This is a genomic window from Candidatus Magnetaquiglobus sp., assembly GCF_058402785.1.
Map to the genome: position 1 here is coordinate 1 of NZ_JBZVFG010000015.1, position 16,366 is coordinate 16,366.

12 protein-coding genes and 1 pseudogene are annotated in these 16,366 nt (G+C 60.8%); 1 reads left to right on the forward strand and 12 read right to left on the reverse strand.

Going from position 1 to position 16,366, the window contains the following annotated elements:
* The 10 genes and pseudogenes from ACV4UY_RS07075 to nifH all read right to left on the reverse strand — a co-directional run.
* Nucleotides 1-4,056 (reverse strand): beta strand repeat-containing protein (locus ACV4UY_RS07075; protein WP_491606964.1); only part of this gene is annotated, 4,056 nt, incomplete at its 3' end.
* Nucleotides 4,057-4,620: 564 nt separating this feature from the next.
* Nucleotides 4,621-5,298, reverse strand: a pseudogene (locus ACV4UY_RS07080) (DUF4347 domain-containing protein); the annotation flags it as partial.
* Between the two features lie 565 nt (nt 5,299-5,863).
* Nucleotides 5,864-6,184 (reverse strand): DUF6916 family protein, encoded by a 321-nt coding sequence (locus tag ACV4UY_RS07085; RefSeq protein ID WP_491606912.1) that lies wholly within the window; start codon nt 6,182-6,184, stop codon nt 5,864-5,866.
* 133 nt (nt 6,185-6,317) lie between these two features.
* Nucleotides 6,318-6,962 (reverse strand): phage tail protein, encoded by a 645-nt coding sequence (locus ACV4UY_RS07090; RefSeq protein ID WP_491606913.1) that lies wholly within the window; start codon nt 6,960-6,962, stop codon nt 6,318-6,320.
* A 38-nt stretch (nt 6,963-7,000) separates the two neighbouring features.
* Nucleotides 7,001-7,525, reverse strand: a complete 525-nt coding sequence (locus ACV4UY_RS07095) for a GNAT family N-acetyltransferase (RefSeq protein WP_491606914.1) — start codon at nt 7,523-7,525, stop codon at nt 7,001-7,003.
* Between the two features lie 860 nt (nt 7,526-8,385).
* A complete protein-coding gene (locus ACV4UY_RS07100) occupies nt 8,386-9,114 on the reverse strand; it encodes a NifB/NifX family molybdenum-iron cluster-binding protein (RefSeq protein ID WP_491606915.1) in 729 nt (242 codons plus the stop codon).
* A gap of 85 nt (nt 9,115-9,199) precedes the next feature.
* Entirely contained in the window at nt 9,200-9,412 is a 213-nt protein-coding gene (gene nifT / locus ACV4UY_RS07105) for a putative nitrogen fixation protein NifT (RefSeq protein ID WP_420903978.1), read from the reverse strand.
* 11 nt (nt 9,413-9,423) lie between these two features.
* On the reverse strand, nt 9,424-10,995 hold the full coding sequence (gene nifK / locus ACV4UY_RS07110) for a nitrogenase molybdenum-iron protein subunit beta (RefSeq protein WP_491606916.1): 1,572 nt from the start codon (nt 10,993-10,995) through the stop codon (nt 9,424-9,426).
* A gap of 85 nt (nt 10,996-11,080) precedes the next feature.
* Nucleotides 11,081-12,532 (reverse strand): nitrogenase molybdenum-iron protein alpha chain, encoded by a 1,452-nt coding sequence (gene nifD, locus ACV4UY_RS07115; RefSeq protein ID WP_491606917.1) that lies wholly within the window; start codon nt 12,530-12,532, stop codon nt 11,081-11,083.
* A 33-nt stretch (nt 12,533-12,565) separates the two neighbouring features.
* Complete coding sequence (nifH, locus tag ACV4UY_RS07120; protein ID WP_491606918.1) at nt 12,566-13,462, reverse strand: nitrogenase iron protein; 897 nt, start codon at nt 13,460-13,462, stop codon at nt 12,566-12,568.
* 167 nt (nt 13,463-13,629) lie between these two features.
* Here nifH and ACV4UY_RS07125 point away from each other — a divergent pair, with 167 nt between their 5' ends.
* On the forward strand, nt 13,630-14,475 hold the full coding sequence (locus tag ACV4UY_RS07125; RefSeq protein WP_491606919.1) for an NAD(+)--dinitrogen-reductase ADP-D-ribosyltransferase: 846 nt from the start codon (nt 13,630-13,632) through the stop codon (nt 14,473-14,475).
* 79 nt (nt 14,476-14,554) lie between these two features.
* Here ACV4UY_RS07125 and draG read toward each other — a convergent pair whose 3' ends face one another.
* Both draG and ACV4UY_RS07135 read right to left on the reverse strand, forming a co-directional pair.
* Nucleotides 14,555-15,511 carry an ADP-ribosyl-[dinitrogen reductase] hydrolase gene (draG, locus tag ACV4UY_RS07130; protein WP_491606920.1) on the reverse strand — a complete coding sequence of 319 codons (957 nt, stop codon included), beginning with the start codon at nt 15,509-15,511 and terminating at the stop codon, nt 14,555-14,557.
* Nucleotides 15,508-16,104, reverse strand: a complete 597-nt coding sequence (locus tag ACV4UY_RS07135; protein ID WP_491606921.1) for a nitrogen fixation protein NifQ — start codon at nt 16,102-16,104, stop codon at nt 15,508-15,510. The genes draG and ACV4UY_RS07135 overlap by 4 nt, the downstream gene beginning before the upstream one ends.
* Between the last annotated feature and the right edge of the window lie 262 nt (nt 16,105-16,366).

The window sequence follows — 16,366 nt, forward strand, 5'->3', positions numbered from 1 at the left end:
ACCCTCGGTGAAGGTCGGCGTGGCACCCGTGGCGGTCAGGGTCGGGGCCGGGTTGGAAAGCGTGATCAGATCCACTGCGCGGCTGCTGCTTCCACCCGAGCCGGTGGCGGTCAACACCAGGTCGTAATCCCCAACGCCCGAGGAACCGGTCCCGCTGATGGTGGCGGTGACGGTCACCGAACCGTTCTGCGCCACGTTGCTGTCCGAGGTTTTGTCCAGGGTGACGGTCCAACCGCTTGGCACGCTGATGGTGTAGGAAAGGTTCTGGGCGCTGCCGTAGTTGGTGACGGTGTAGGTCACCGACACGTTGCTGCCACTGTAGGAGGCGGTGTTGCCCCCCGTGGCCACCACCGCGCCGGCGGTGAAGCTCTCGAAGGCCGAAACCGTCCACGACGATCCCGCGGTCAGGGATGACGTGTCCCACTCCATGGCATAACCGTTGTCCGTGTTGGGATCGCTGTCGATGGCGTCGGTGAGTCTGGGATCAACGGCCAAAAGATTGTTGATAACAGAACTAAAATTGCGCGATTCGTAGTGGCTGGGGGTGGTGATGCCGATCAGGGCAATCCGTTGCGTCTCCCCGCTGGCGGTTTTGGTCACGCCGACGGTGTTGGTGCCGGAACTCCAGAACCCGGCGCCCGTATCCCCGCCTGAAAGATAGGTGTCGGCATACTGGAACAACCTCAGATCGTTGATCGTCGAACCGCCATTGTTGGTCACCGTCCAGTCATAACGGATGTAGGGATCCGTGGTGGTGGCCAGGGTGATCTTTTGGCTGACGGTGAGATTCCCCGCGCTCCAGGTGGTGGTGACATCCGTGGCGGTAGCGGACTGTCCGGTCAGGGTGGCGATGGTGCCCGGAGCGTACCAGGCCGCACCCAAAGTGGGATCGCTGGTGAGCGCCGGCCACAGACCATACACCCCACTGCCGGTGTAGAGCAGGCTGCCGGTGGATTGAAACGGTGCGTACTCGTATTTCTGCGTGACCCAACTGGAACCATCGTAACGATAGACCAGGGGAGAGCCCCCGACCACCACCACCTTGAGGTTGCCGGTGGCCGCCACCCCGCCCAGGGTGTCGCTGGGGGCGACATACAGGGAACCCGTGCCGGTATTGCTGGCACCGCCCCCATCGGTGGCGGTGACGGTGATGGTGCGTTGCGTCGTACTCGGCGTGGTGGAGCTGTTTTCGTAATACACCTCAGCCAACAACTGCGCGGCCAGATCATTGGTCATGCTGGCGTTGAAGGTGAAGGTCAACGTGGAGGAACCGGTCACCTGGGAGGCGCTGGCGGTGCCCACCTGGGTGGCGCCACTCATCAGCTTGTTGCCGTTGCTGTCCACCCAAAAAGAGGTGCCACCCGGATTGCTGGTGGGCAGATAGATCCGGTCGGTCGCTTCGCTGTTGGCCGACAGTCGCACCGTGACCGAACCGCCGTTCCAGGCCGCATCGCCGTCCGGATCGAAAATGCGATTGCTGGTCGGAAGCAACGGCACCGGCGTGCCATCGGCATAGAGGGTGGTGCCGAGCATGCGCATCAGCGGATTGGCGACGTTGCTGACCGTGATCGGCTTGTTGGTGAGGGAGGTGTCCCCGGAGGTTACCGCGGTCAACCAGTCGTCACTGGTGGCAATCGTGAAGGTGTCTCCGCTCGTGGCGGTCGTGCCGTTCTTGCAGAGCAGGCGATCCGCGGCCAGTTTATCGTTGTTGAGCAGGGTCACGCTGAAGCTGGTGGCGCTGGTGATCTCCACATCGCTGGTCCAGTCGAAACTCCAGGTCTCCCCGTTCTGCCCGGTGATGACGAGCTTGGAGACATCCACGTCCGCGCCGCTGGCGTTGGCGGAAAAGTTCGCGCCGGTGATCGTCAGGACACCGGTGGTGCCGTCGTAGGTGGCGGAGGTGATGTTGGGGGCGCTGCCGTCGATGACCAGGGACTTGGCGCTGCCCAGCGAGTTGGCCGCGCCCGGCGTGGCCAGGGTGAGGGTGGCGGCGGTTCCGCCCGAGGTGGCGTTGATGGCGCCGCCGTTGAGGTTGAGGGCCGAGGTACTGGCAAAATCCAGATCGCCGCTGGTATCGCCGGACTGTACGGTGTAGGTGAAGACCAGGGCCGTGGTGCCGCTGCCGCTGACGTAGTTGACGTTGCGGTCGGTGGTGCCGGTTTCGAGGGTGATGTAAGGGGTGCCGGTGACCGTGACCGCCTCGGAGAAGTTCACCGTGACGTTGACCGAATCTCCGGCCTTGTAGGTGCCGTTGCTGGTGGTGGAGGTGACCGAGGAGACGGTGGGCGTTGGCACGGTGATCAGGAAGTTGGCGCTCCAGACGCCACCGACAGACAGGGTATAGGTGTTGGTGTTGTCCCCCGTCCAGTTGGCCGCATTCACGAGCGCCGAACGCAGCGCGGATACCGTACCGGTGGTGATACCGGAATAATACATGTTGTCAAAGCCATAATTGCCGGTACCGAATGCCCCCGACGTATTGGCCGCGCTGGCGTTGCCCACGGTGTTTCCGAGCGAGAAGGCAGAGGTGCCGTCCACGACACCGGTTGGTTTGTAGCTGTTGGAAGAGACCGACACAGTGCCACTCGTTTTCCAGCCCCCCACGCCGGAGAGCGCGTTGGTTTGCTCATTGGTGAAAGCGAGCAGCCAGGTGGCGGTGGAAGCACTTCCCTGGGTCCCGGTATAAATGAAGATCTGGTCTCCCGTGGATTGCCAGTCCGTGCCCGCCGAACCGGAGACGGTGCCATAGTCATCGATGCCGGTTGCCGCCCCACTGACACCGGCCAGGGTCTGAGACAAAATGGTGCCAGCCGGAACGGTTGACGTCACGGTCCAGCTCATCTGCCCGTCGTTGGCGATGGAGTAGAAGCTTCCATTTTGATCAATGCCCTGATCCGTGATGTTCAGAACCGTTCCCGCGAGAATGTCCCGAAGCGCGACGATGGAAAAACTGTCGGGATTTGTGGTGTCGGCATTGAACCCGATGATGAAAAGTTCGCCCGCGACCAAATGGTTGACGGTAATGGCCTTGTTGGCCCCCAGGGAGTTGGCCGCGCCTGGCGTGGCCAGGGTGAGGGTGGCGGCGGTCCCTCCCGAGGTGGCATTGATGGCGCCGCCGTTGAGGTTGAGGGCCGAGGTGCTGGTATAATCCAGATCGGCGCTCAAATCCCCGGACTGCACGGTATAGGAGAAGAGCAGGGCCGTGGTGCCGCTGCCGCTGACGTAGGTCGCGTTGCGATCGGTGGGGCCGGTCTCGAGGGTGATGTAAGGGGTGCCGGTGACCGTGACCGCCTCGGAAAAGTTGACCGTGACGTTGACCGTGGTCCCGGTTTCGTAGGCGCCGTTGCTGGTGGTGGAGGTGACCGAGGTGACGGTGGGGCCTTCGGCGACATCGGTGAGGTTGACGGTGATGGTGGCGGTGTCGTCGGCAGTGGTGTCGGCATCCTCGTCATCCACGGCCACGGTGAGGGTGAAGGTGGCGGTTCCCTCGTAGTTGAGGTCGCCGGCGTCGTTGACCGTGATCGCGCCGGTGGCGCTGTTGATGGTGAAGGGGAGATTGCTGTCGCCATCCACATCGGTGTTGCCAGCGGTGATGCTGTAGCTCAAACCATCGGTATCGTTGGCCGCGGTGACGGTGGTGACCGCCGTGGTGGCGGCGCTGTTCTCGGCCAGGGAGACCGTGGCGTTCGAGATGTCCGGGTTGACATCCGTGACCGTGACCGAAACGGTGAGGGTGTCGGTGTCCGTGCCATCGCTCACCTGCACCGTGAAACTGTCGGAACCGGTGTAATTGGCGGTCGGGGTGTAGGTGGCCGAGGTAGCGGGCGCGGCGGTGGCGCTGCCGCTGGCCGTGGTGCCGCTCACCGAAAAGGTGCCGTGGCTCGGCGCGGAGCTTTGGCTCCAGGTGAGGGTCTGGCTGGCGTCGTTGTCGGTGACTTGCAGTTCGTTGTTGGTGAGCAGGTTGTAGCTCGAACCTTCGTTGACCGTGATGCTGGCGGTGGCGCCGGCGTTGAAGCTGGGGGCGGTATTGGAGGAGGTGATGGCGGGGCCAATCACAATTTCATCGATGCGTAAGGATTGGTTTCCGCCTGTATTGGTTAATATAAAACTGTCAATATTTTGAAAGTCAGTGTTGGAAGTCAGAGTGAATTGTGACCACGCTGTGTTTACTACATTTGACAGAGTTGCGGTAGATCCAACAAGACTTCCGTTCCGGGATCCTTGGATTGAATAGCTGTAGGTTCCGGATGATTGTCCACGAAGATATAATGTTTTTAACTGAAATTCAGAACCATCGTTTGAAGTGAATTGCCAAGTGCTCCAGGATGTCCCTGTAACACGCTGAATGTTCATTGAACCGCTTGAGGTGCTTGCGGTAGCGTCTAAATTTGCATTTGCGGAAACTTGAATCAAATTATACGTTGAACCACTGGCGACGGTTGCTGTTACATTCCATCCTTGATAATCCGTGTATGAAATCGGTCCTGATGTGGTTGCAACAAGAGTGGTAGATCCTGCCGAGTAGAGATTAAACCCGGTAGTGGTCGATGGTGTGGAGAGCACGTTATCGTAATATTGGAAATCACCTGCAATCCTGAATGTTTCAATTGTATCAGGCGTTGAGGAAAATTCCAGAATCCAGTTTCCACCCTTCTCCTCCGCGCCTGTTGAATCGACGGAGGCTTCTACATCGGCTCCCGTTGTTGCCGCCAGATTGGCGACAAACGCCTGTCCAGACTCTCCGTCGGCCACATTGCAACCGTAAATCAGCAAGTCGCCGGATTCGGTGAGCGCTTGACCGAGCATGGCCAACCCGGCCTGGACGCCGGCGTTTTGCAACGAGGAGGTGGTCAGCGTGTCGCGGCCCAGGCGCAGGGTCCCCTCGGCGCCGTGGCTCAAGATATGGATCGCATCGTACCCGCCATGGCTCTCCGCCCACTGCGCCAACTGCGCCAGTCCGGATTGGGCGCCATCGATCAGCACCACCGCCACGCCGGGCCGCACGCCATCCACCAGGACCTGGTAATCGGCCACCGAGGTATCGATGAAGACCACCTCCTTGCGCCCCTGGTTCTGGCTCGGGTCCACGCCACGCACCTCGACCGGGGCCGGGTGAATCTCGGTGGCGGGTGCAACGCTTTGGGCGGACTCGCTCGCGGTGTCGTGTCGGGCATCCGCCGGGGCGGCATCATGGGCGGGATCGTGCCCGGAATCGACCAGCGTGGTCACCGCCGCGCCGTCGAACATCAACCGCGGCTCCAAAGCCAGACAACCCACCAGAAAAGAACGATTCTTCATGATTTCTCCCGTCAAACACCCTTTTTGTTGGCCGTTTCATCAAGAAAACAAAGGGGACGCCTGGCCATACGGTCGTCTTATGGACACCCGGGCTGCGGGCACCACCCACCCGAGTCAACCTGCCGGCCTTCCCAGGAACTGTTGTCAATCATCTTTCTCCAAGCCTTCACGTCACACACGGCATTCGCGGGGGATCCGGGTCAAGGTTCCCAAGCCAGACCACCTGTCGGCAAACAAGAAGTTGGTTCACGGGATCACCGTCCCGCGCGATGTCATGGGCAGAGCATTTTGTGGAGTGATAAACAAAGTAAACACGATATCCACAATAAATACTACAAGTATAGACCAGGAAGAGATGCCATGCAAGCAAACACATCTATAACCAATGGTCAGTATATGAAATACGCTTTCTTGAAACGTTGATCAGGAGTGATCATCCATGGCCTTTCAGGCCGGTTTTTGCGGGGACAAGGAGGAGAGATCGAGGCCGTCAAAGAGTATTATCACATGAGATAACCGTTGAGTTGGTACCACAGGAGACACAATTTGTCAGATTCAGTCCAATTCAGTTGAAAACAATTTGATACCATTCAAAATGGTTGGAATCATCCTGGGGAACGATTCGCACAACATAGACACCAGACAACGACAATCCCTCCAGGTTCAAACAGCACAGGCCATCGGTCAAGGCAGGAGCGGAGAGGGGGGCGGTTAGCAGGAGCGAAAAAGGGATGCGTCGTTCCGGGGCATGGCGACGGGGCATGGCACGGGGGTTTTCGCTCACCTCGTCGAGCCTGACGGGAATCACCATGCCGGAGTCGGTGGTCATGGTCCCGGTTCGATGCAGCAAGGGGGTAAAATGGCTGGCGCGGAGGGTGCGGAGCATGGTGTGGCCCCTTGTTTTTTTAGGTGTTTTTGTCGTGACCGTCGGGTGGTTGCCCAACGGTCACGACAGGTTCGTTGTCTGGAGTCAGCCCGCGATGCGCCAGGCGACGCATCGCAGGATTGTGGTCATGTGGTTAGTTGTTCAGATCAGGGTATGTGCCAGCCAGGGCGATACAGAAATTCAGCGCCAGGCAGGGATTCTGAGGACTGAACGCCTGTCCGGCACCGCTGTTGCCAACTGCGACCGTGCCCCCGGTGATGCCTCCCCCGCCTCCAGAGGCCGAAACCCCGGCCAGGGCGACCGGATTGGTGAGTGTGCCAGACCACATGGATAAAGTATCACCACCACCTGACTCCAGCGGCCCCAGATAGGCGTGCGTCGCATCCGGATTGGCCTGGTTCCCGCTGGTGTTCTGGGTGACGCTCACCGTCACCGAGAGGGGGGTTGGGGTGGAGCCGCCGGTGCCGGTGAAGGTGGCTGTATGGTTGTGGATCGGCATTTGGGCTGGGGTGAGCGCGAGCGATTCGTTGCCGTAGTAGTTCGCAAGCTTGAAATTATTGGTCGAGCCAGCTCGTTGTCCCGCGCCAATCACCGTGCGTCCTCGCAACTCTGGAAGCCCGAAGGTGACGGTTCCGTCGCCGCCATAAACCTTGCCAATCAGGGAGAACAGGGCGGCATTTTGCGAGACCTGCAACAGTTGACCTTGGCAGAAGGCCCAGTTGTACGGGGTGCGGCTGTACGGAAAAGGCAGGATCATTCCAACAAACGGATCAGACATGGCAAATCTCCCTCATGGTAAGTTGTTGTATAGATGATTTAACGTGTCGCGGGATGACCGGGATGCAGTGGGCTTGGCAACCACACCAACTGCTCCATCATCGGGTCACCCGAGATCCGCTGGAAACCCAACGAGGCATAAAACTGTCTGGCCGCCGGATTGAGCCGCCAGACACACAGGGTCAACGGGGTCTTGACCTGTTCGGCGGCCCGTTGCAACGCTTGCAGCACCGCGCCCCCCAATCCGCGCCCCTGGACGGCTGGAATCAGGGAGATATCCAGAATCCGCACCTCCTGCTCCCCGAACAGCACCATCACCCGTCCGATGCGATCGCCGAGTTTTTCGATGATGAAGGTGAAGGCGTTCGGGTAGTTCTCCCCATAACCCGATGTCTGCGCCTGCTGCTGGAATTCGATCAATGTTTCGATAAAATCATCCTCGGCATTGATGAGACGCAGATCGGCGCGGGTTGAACGGTACAACGAGGCCAGAAAAGCGGCATCCGCGCCGGTCGCCGGTCGCAACCGCAATCCCTCGGGCAGTGACTGAACACCTGGAAGCATGTGGATGATTCTCCCTTGCCGTGATCGGATGGATGGGATCCCCGGTCGAACGCCTCCCCCAGCCCCATGGTCTGTTTGCTACAAGATGGTGAGGATGCTTCGTGCTGCGATGATCAGACATCACCAGGGCGAGGCATGCCACCTTCCGTGTCGCACCGGTTCACCCTGCGTCTTTCCTGGCACGCACAAACGTCACCTGTCAGTTGTTTTTTTGTGCCAACACAATAATATAATTAAATACATCGAAACATGATATAAAAATAACAACATGCCAGAATTGGCAAGCATATCTGAATCTGATCGTGATGATGACTGCTTGAATAACACATGATAGGACACAGATCAAGAGTATGATAAAAAAATATCATAATTTTTCATTGCCCTTATGATGCCTTAAGCAGCATCATTATCATGAATAAAGATATTGTTATCGTCGCAATTCCGCTTTCCCAGGCTGGAAAACCGTGTCACATGGCCATCGGACGCGCTTTCGGCGTGGTCGCGATGGCCGGGGGTAAGCGCCACGCATTATCCGATCCACTCCCTGGATGGGATTGCGGTGCGACACACGGATGGTATGGGAGGCCTCCGGGCGGGTCGTTGACGCATGGCGCGTCAAGGAGCTTGATCTTTGAGACACCTTTCCTGCCGTGGAACTCCGGCAGGGCCGTTCCACGACAGGGGGCATGAGAGGGCATCCCCTCCATCAGGCAGGTTTCCCGTGGAACATCCGCAGACCCGTTCCACGGACAAAAAAAACCAAGAGAGTTGTCCCTTGGTTTCCACCGGGGGCGATCATCGCCCCCGGCACCTTGCAACCGCACGATGGCAATCCATCCATCAGCAGGTCATGTCCAACCTCATCCCCATGCACCGCGCGCCGCTTCCGCGGGGAGCAGGCAACGGCGCAACCATGGGGGTGGATTGCCGAGCAGCACCTGACGCAGCTGCTCCAGCCACTGCTCCGGGGTGATGCCGCTGGCCACCCGGATCGGCAACACCCCGGCGCGACTCACCCGCGCCGCCGCGGGCCCACCGATGGCATTCACCACCAGGATCCGACAATCGCGGATCTGTTCCAACCGTCCGGCCACCTTGTCCCCGCCCTCCCCTGGCACGGGCACGACACGGGAGGTCAAACGCCGGGTCGAACCGGGCGCCACATCGTGAATCGTGAACCGGGAGCAGCTGGCGAAATGGCCCTCCGCGCCCCCATCCAGGGTGTCGGCGATGGCCACCCGCACCACCCCAGCCGGCGGCTGGGCGGCGATTTCAATCGGCTGGTCGTCCAGGTCGTCGCGCGCCTCGTCCGCCAGATCCGTCATCGCGGCCCCAGACACCGCCTCGCCGGTCAACCAGCGCAACGCCCCTTTCACCTTCTTGCCGTTGATCCCCGGCAACGCCTCCTGCAACAAGGGCCGCAACAGACAGGGGGTCACCTTGGACAACCGTTCCGGATCCTCGGGCCGATCCTGGCAGAGAGCCTTGAGATGGCCCAACAACGCCTCGACGCTCAAGGGGGCCAATTCGAGGGCGGCCTGACGCAAACGCCAGTCGAACTCCTCGGCTGGCAAACGGGATGGGGTCATGATCGTCTCCTTTAAGCTCCAACCTTTAAAGAGGATTGCAGGAGTCCCCCCGGCACGCCGTCAGGCATGCCGGGGGGGGGTGCCGTCACAGTTTGCTCACCCGCGCGGTCAACGGCAACTTGGGCCGGGCGGGCAAGGGGGTGAGAAAGAATCGTTCGCCATTGGCCAGACTCAAGGTGCCACCCCACTGCTCGTCCCCGTCGAACTCGATGCCGTTGACCACGGCCTCCAGATCCTTCTTCGGCACGTAACAGAGGAGCTGTCCCTGATCGTTGCGACGCAACATGATCTCCGGCATCGGCGTCTCCCCTATCGAATGAGGTCGTAGTTGTAGTCGGTCTCGCCCATGACGCGGGTGTCGTCGTCGAGTCGCTCCAGAACCGCGTTGACCAGCGTGGTGAGCAGGGTCATCGCCCCCTCGTAACCCAACGTGCTCTGGCGGTGCAGATGGTGACGATCGAAGATCGGAAAACCGATCCGGATCAACGGCACTTCGTGCTCGCGCCCCTTGCGCAGGGTGTCGCGTTGCAAGAACTTGCCGTAGGAGTTGCCGATCAGAAAATCCGGCTTGCGATCGAACAACAACGAACGCATGTGCCACAGATCCTTGCCGAAATGGACCTCCGCGCCCTTGCCATACGGAGAGCTGGCCAACAGGGTCTCCATGGCCTTGCCCCAACGCTTGGTGGCGTTGTGACAAAGCAGGTGCAACGGCTCCGCGCCCAGTTCCATCAGAAAACGGGCCATGCCCATCACGAAATCCGGATCGCCGTAAACCGAAAACTTGCGACCGTGCAACCAGGAGTGGGAGTCGGCCATCATGTCCACCAGACGCCCGCGTTCCAGCTCCAGGGAGGTGGGAATCGGTTTCCCGGTGAGGCTCGACAGGGCCATCAGAAACCGATCCGTGGCCGCCAGACCGATCGGGGCGTCGATGGCGGTCGCGGCGTGGTTCCAGGTCTCCTTCACATACTTGCGGCTCTTGTCCGCGCCCCAGGGCTGCAAGAAGAGGGTATCGATGGCGTTCGGCGCATCGCGCACCTCATCCTGGGTGGTGCCGTCCGCATACATGCGATACTTGCCATCCGCCGGCGTATCGAGCACGGCGGACGGGTCGGAGAGCAACGTTGACGAAATCCCCATCTCGGCCATCATCCGCTTGATCACCCGGTAGTTGCCCAGATAGGTCTCGAAACCAGCCACCAGATTGACCTTGCCGTTCTTGCCCGGAGACTTGCCTTCCATGCTGTTGAGGGTGAAGTGACGCATGATCCCCTCGAGCATGTTGTCCCAGCCGGTCAGATGGCTGCCGATGAAACTCGGGGTGTGGGCATACGGGGTCGGAAAGTCGTCGGGCAGACTCCCTTCCTTCTTGGCGTTGGTGATGAAGGCGTTGAGATCATCCCCGATCACCTCGGCCATGCAGGTCGAGGAGACGGCGATCATCTCCGGATCGTAGAGCGCCTTGGCGTTCTTCAACCCGGCGAACATGTTCTTCTGTCCGCCGAACACCGCCGCGTCCTCGGTCATGGAGTCGGAAACGCAGGCCACCGGCTCCTTGAAATGACGGTTGAAGTAGGTGCGAAAATAGGCGGTACACCCCTGACTGCCATGCACATACGGCAGGGTGTTCTTGAATCCCAAGGCACAAAGCACCGCCCCCAACGGCTGACACGCCTTGGCCGGGTTGACCGTCAACGCCTCGCGTCCGAAATTGAGCGCCTTGTACTCGGGCGAGGTGGTCCACAAAAAGGTCTCGTCGATGGTCTCGCGCGGCACCCGCGCCTCGAACTCCGCGCCCTTCTTGTTGAGACTGGCCCGGTAGTCATCGGTTTGAAACAGGGGATAACAGGGAATGATCTTCTCGACGGTTTGATTCATGTCGTCCTCCATCCGCGCCGCCCATCCGCGGCGCGGGATTTCGTTCGAGTGGTGTCGTATGGCACCTGGTCGATCGCGTCACGCATCACGCCTGACGCCAGGGGGGTGTCATCATTTTCCAGCAGGGGTTGTTCAGGGTCATGTCCATGTCACGGGCGAAGATGGCATAGCCGTCGTAACCGTGATACGGTCCCGAATAGTCCCAGGAGTGCATCTGTCGGAACGGAATGCCCATTTTCTGGAAGACATACTTCTCCTTGATCCCGGAACCGATCAGATCCGGACGGATCTTCTCGACGAACTTCTCGAGTTCATAGCCCGACACGTCGTCGTAGATCAGCGTGGTGTTCTTGGTCAATTCTTCGGTGGTGCGCTCGTAGTCGTCGTTGTGGCCGAACTCATAGCCGGTGCCCACCACCTCCATGCCCAGATCCTCATAGGCGCCGATCACATGGCGCGGACGCAACCCGCCCACATACAGCATCACCCGCTTGCCCTCCAGACGCGGACGGAACTTCGCGGTGATCGCATCCACCAACGGCTGGTATTTGGCGATCACCGCCTCGGCCCCGGCCTGGATCGTTTCGTCGAACTTGGCCGCAATACGACGCAGCGACTCGGCGATCTTGGTGGGACCGAAAAAGTTGTACTCCATCCACGGAATGCCGTACTTGGCCTCCATGTGCCGGCTGATGTAGTTCATGGACCGGTAGCAGTGCACCAGGTTCATGCGCGCCTTGGGGGTGCGATCGAGTTCGGCCAGGGTGCCGTCGCCGGACCACTGGGCCACCACGTTCAACCCCATCTCCTCCAACAGGATGCGCGAGGACCAGGCATCGCCGCCGATGTTGTAGTCCCCGATGATCGCCACGTCATACGGTCCGGACTCGAACCCTTCGCCCGCTCCCGGACGATCGAGGATGAAATCCCGGATCGTGTCGTTGGCGATGTGGTGGCCGAGGGATTGCGACACCCCGCGGAACCCCTCGCAACGCACCGGAACCACCGGCTTTCCCAGGGCTTCGGCGCTCTTTTTGGAGACCGCCTCGATGTCGTCGCCGATCAGACCCACCGGACACTCCGACTGCACGGTGATCCCCCGGTTGAGGGGAAAGAGGGTATCCACCTCGCCGAGCAATTTGGCCAACTTCTTGTCGCCGCCGAACACGATGTCCTTCTCCTGGAAATCCGAGGTGAAGTTCATGGTTCCGAAGGTGTTGACCCCGGTGTGACCGATGTAGTAGTTGCGCCGTCCGGCGCGGGAGTACTGACCGCACCCTACCGGACCGTGGGAGATGTGGATCATGTCCTTGATCGGACCCCACACCACCCCCTTGGATCCGGCATAGGCGCAACCGCGAATGGTCATCACGCCGGGCAGCGACTTGCGATTCGCCGTGACGCAACTCCCCTCCTGGCCAGCCTCGGGATCCAGCACCGCCAGATGCTGGGCCCGCTCCGCGCCCGACTCCACCGGATAGGCCGCCAGCACCTCCTTGATCAATGTTTCCGCTTCATGCGTGGTCAACATGGTCATTCTCCCGACCTTTCGAGTGTTTGTATCGGCGTATCAGGCGGCAACCAGCGGAATCGCGGCCTCCTGGGCCGCCGTGCGACCGATGATGCTCGCATCCTCCTCATCCAGGATGCCGAACTCCATCAGAAGCTCCTCGAGTTCGTCCATGGTCAGGGGCTTGGGCACCACCAGCTTCTTGTTGTGGATCATCTTCTGGGCCAGTTGACGATACTCGTCGGCCTGGGCGGCAGCCGGGTCATACTCGATCACCGTCATGCGGCGGATCTCGGCGCGCTGCACCACGTTGTCGCGCGGCACGAAGTGGATCATCTGCGTGCCCAGACGCGCGGCCAACGCCTCGATCAGATCCGCCTCGCGATCGGTGTTGCGCGAGTTGCAGATCAGACCCGCCAGACGCACGCCGCCGGAATTGGCATATTTGACGATACCCTTGGCGATGTTGTTGGCCGCGTACATGGCCATCATTTCGCCGGAGACCACGATGTAGATCTCCTGGGCCTTGTTCTCGCGGATCGGCATGGCGAATCCACCGCACACCACGTCGCCGAGCACGTCGTAGAACACGAAGTCCAGATCCTCCTCGTAGGCTCCCTCCTCTTCCAGGAAGTTGATCGCCGTGATCACGCCACGACCCGCGCAGCCCACGCCCGGTTCCGGTCCGCCCGACTCCACGCAGCGAATGCCGCCGTAGCCGCTCTTGAGCACGTCGGACAACTCCAGATCCTCGACGCTTCCCGCTTCCGCCGCCAGGTGCATGATGGTATTCTGCGCCTTGGCGTGCAGGATCAAGCGCGTGGAGTCGGCCTTGGGATCACAGCCGACGATCATCACCTTTTTCTGAGCCTCGGCCAGGGCCGCCACAAGATTCTGCGTGGTGGTGGATTTGCCGATGCCGCCTTTGCCATAAATCGCGCATTGCCGAATTGCCATGGGGGAACTCCTTTCCTTATGTTTCTGGGGGTTGCGATGCGACCAACGTTACGTTTCCATGGCGCATTTACCAAGCCAATTGTGGAATTTATTTCAACAGTCTGATTTATAATAATATTATGATGAACGAACCCCTCTCCGGACAGGTCCGCAATCCGACAACCCACATGGCTGTGTCCGATAGCGTACAGACCCCAACCCACGAATACTGGCGTCCGCCGCGCGACTGCTGGGTACGTTTGAACCGTTGCAACGTCCCTTCGTCGGTGATCGCCTGTCTGGATTTTCAGGAGCGTCCCCTGCCGTTGGAACTCGACGGGGTGATGATTCCGCACCGGGATTTGTTCCGCCGTCTGGAGCGGCTGGATACCCTCGAGGCGCGCGCCGCGCAGTTCAAGGATTACATGACCGTCCACTTCCAGCTCGACGCACCGGAGAAGGCCGGTTTCGACCTTCGTTCACGGGTGCGGCGTGACAAGGCGGATTACTTGAGCCTGTTGCGCGGCTGGCTGTTCAATCCCGATGGGCGGGAGGGGGCGGTGATGAAGGGGTGGGTAGCTTCTCGTTTCGGGCTGCTGCCGCGTTATTTCGGCGGACGGGTCGCCCCGGACAGCGAGGGGTATCAACGGTTTCTGGCCGAACAGGGGGCTGGGGTCTACAACGCCAACGCGTTGGAGTCGCAGTTGGATCTTTTGTACACCTTCTGCCAATACGCGCTGCTCAAGGAGGATCCCGAGGCGCGTTGGCTGACCCTCTATCGCGGGGTCAACCGGCTGGAGTCCCACGACATCGTGGCCCGTCTGGATCGCAACCATGTGGTGGTGTTGTTGAACAATCTCAACTCCTTCACTCCCAACCGCGAGCGCGCGGACGAGTTCGGCGACCGGATCCTGAAAATGCGCGCGCCACGGGTGAAGGTGTTGTTTTACAGTTCGCTGTTGCCTGGGGTGCTCAAGGGCGAGGAGGAGTATCTGCTGATCGGCGGACTGCACGAGGTGGAGTTGTCGGGTTGATGACCATGGAGGGAGACAACCCGACACGCCCCCTTGGAACGGCCAAAAGGGACGAGCGGTCCTCCGGCGTGATCCAGAATCAGGCTGCCGGGCGTTGTTCGGGTTGCGACCACCCTTCGGCGGGCATGACCGGCATTGGGGAGCGGGCAAGCAGGTTGAGTGCCTGTTGCATGCAGGAGGCGGCCACCTCCGGTTGCAGGGCATCGAGCCAACGGCTTGGAATCCCCTGGACGCCGTGTCGGGCACCGGCGAGCATGCCGGCGATGGCGCCGGTGGTATCGGCGTCTCCGCCGAGATTCACCACCTTGATCAGGCACTCCTCGAAGCTGTCCGAGTCGATGAACCCCTGGAACACCGCGCGCAGGGTCTCGACGATGTAGCCGGAGGGGTTGGAGATCTCCGGCAGCACCCGGAATTTGAAGCCGGGATGGGCCTCGAGCAGATTTTTGACTGGTCCGCGCAGCATCGTCTCCACGGATGCCCCTTCCAGGGCCAGGCGGGTCATGCGCGCCACGCACAAGGTACCCGCCTCGGCGAGGGGATTGTGATGGGTCACCCGTCCCTGATGCAGGCAGGCCAGGGTCAGGCTCTCCATCGCTCCCCCCTGGCAGGCCAGCACCACCGGCAACACCCGCATGCACGAGCCGTTGCCGGCATCGTGTTCCGAGGGAGGCGCGCAGGGGATCCCCTTGTGGCGAAAGTGCAGGATTCCCCGGCGCACGGTATTGCCGATATCCACCGGGCGAGTACGCATCCAGCCATCGAACGACCGTGCCGCGATCCAGGGATCGATCCGCCCCTCGGAGAGGATGGCGTCGCCCAGGGCAAGGCTCATGGTGGTGTCGTCGGTCACCTGACCCGGTTTCAGGCGCAGCCACCCCCCACCCGCGATCTCCCGGTGTACCCCACGTTCCGTTCGGATCTCCCGCGGGGTCATGAACTCCACGGTGGCCCCCAGGGCATCGCCGACCGCCAACCCCAGATAGGCCCCCACCGCCCGTTGGCGCGCCAGGCTCCAATGGCTGGGTGTTTTCACGTTTCGGGTCCGAAGCAGAGGTCCAGATCCGCGCAACTCTCGCACGATGGAGCGGTACACAACCGCACCCCCTCGGCCTCGCACAGGCGACGATAGAAGAACTTCTTCCATTTCATGTCGCGGGTGTTGGCCTGGGCCAGGGGTGTGAAGGCCAGGTTCAGGAGGCTGGAGAGATCCTGTCGCGACCAGAGTCCCAGATCGCGCCACAGGTGTTCCGAGCCCAGGCAAGCCTCGGCCAGGATATGGGCCAGCCAGGTCGCCTCGCGCGGGTCGATGGAGGCGTGGTTCAAAAACAGTTCGACCAGTGCCTGGCGCTCCCAATTGCGGCGTGCGTCGGCGGGTTGGCCGATGCGGTTTGGCATGATGGGTTCCACCTCCGGGAAGTGGTGGCGCATGAAGGCGCGCCATTGTTCGGCGCCCAATCCCATGTAGCGTGGCAGGGGGCTATCCCCGCCCAGCCAGGAGGCGACGATGCGGGCCAGCCATTCGCCATGCGGTTGCGGGCGGGCGGTCATGGAGAGTTGCAGATAGGGGGCCGAGCGGGCACGAACCAGGTTGGGGGGAATCGTGGTGGGTTGCAGAAGAGGTTGCATGGTCTGGCTCCCGTGGCCAATGGATCGTTCCAACTGTCGCAGGGGTCCGGGGACCGAAGGTCCCCGGCGGAGGTTCGGAGGCAGCGCCTCCGAGGTCTTGTCTTTGATTTTCTGGTTTTCTCTTTTTCTTTATTCTTTTGGCGCGCTCTTCAAAAAAGCGATTTTCACGCCTTTTGTGAAAATCGCTGCGCGCAGCCTTGGAAGCCGGGTCGTTTTGCGGTGTCGGCAAAACGACCCGGCTTCGCCTTGCCCCAAACAGGCC

Coding starts and splice junctions, on each gene's coding strand:
- ACV4UY_RS07085 (WP_491606912.1), bottom strand. CDS start 6,184: ATGCTCCGCACCCTCCGCGCCAGCCATTTTACCCCCTTGCTGCATCGA.
- ACV4UY_RS07090 (WP_491606913.1), bottom strand. CDS start 6,962: ATGTCTGATCCGTTTGTTGGAATGATCCTGCCTTTTCCGTACAGCCGC.
- ACV4UY_RS07095 (WP_491606914.1), bottom strand. CDS start 7,525: ATGCTTCCAGGTGTTCAGTCACTGCCCGAGGGATTGCGGTTGCGACCG.
- ACV4UY_RS07100 (WP_491606915.1), bottom strand. CDS start 9,114: ATGACCCCATCCCGTTTGCCAGCCGAGGAGTTCGACTGGCGTTTGCGT.
- nifT (WP_420903978.1), bottom strand. CDS start 9,412: ATGCCGGAGATCATGTTGCGTCGCAACGATCAGGGACAGCTCCTCTGT.
- nifK (WP_491606916.1), bottom strand. CDS start 10,995: ATGAATCAAACCGTCGAGAAGATCATTCCCTGTTATCCCCTGTTTCAA.
- nifD (WP_491606917.1), bottom strand. CDS start 12,532: ATGACCATGTTGACCACGCATGAAGCGGAAACATTGATCAAGGAGGTG.
- nifH (WP_491606918.1), bottom strand. CDS start 13,462: ATGGCAATTCGGCAATGCGCGATTTATGGCAAAGGCGGCATCGGCAAA.
- ACV4UY_RS07125 (WP_491606919.1), top strand. CDS start 13,630: ATGGCTGTGTCCGATAGCGTACAGACCCCAACCCACGAATACTGGCGT.
- ACV4UY_RS07135 (WP_491606921.1), bottom strand. CDS start 16,104: ATGCAACCTCTTCTGCAACCCACCACGATTCCCCCCAACCTGGTTCGT.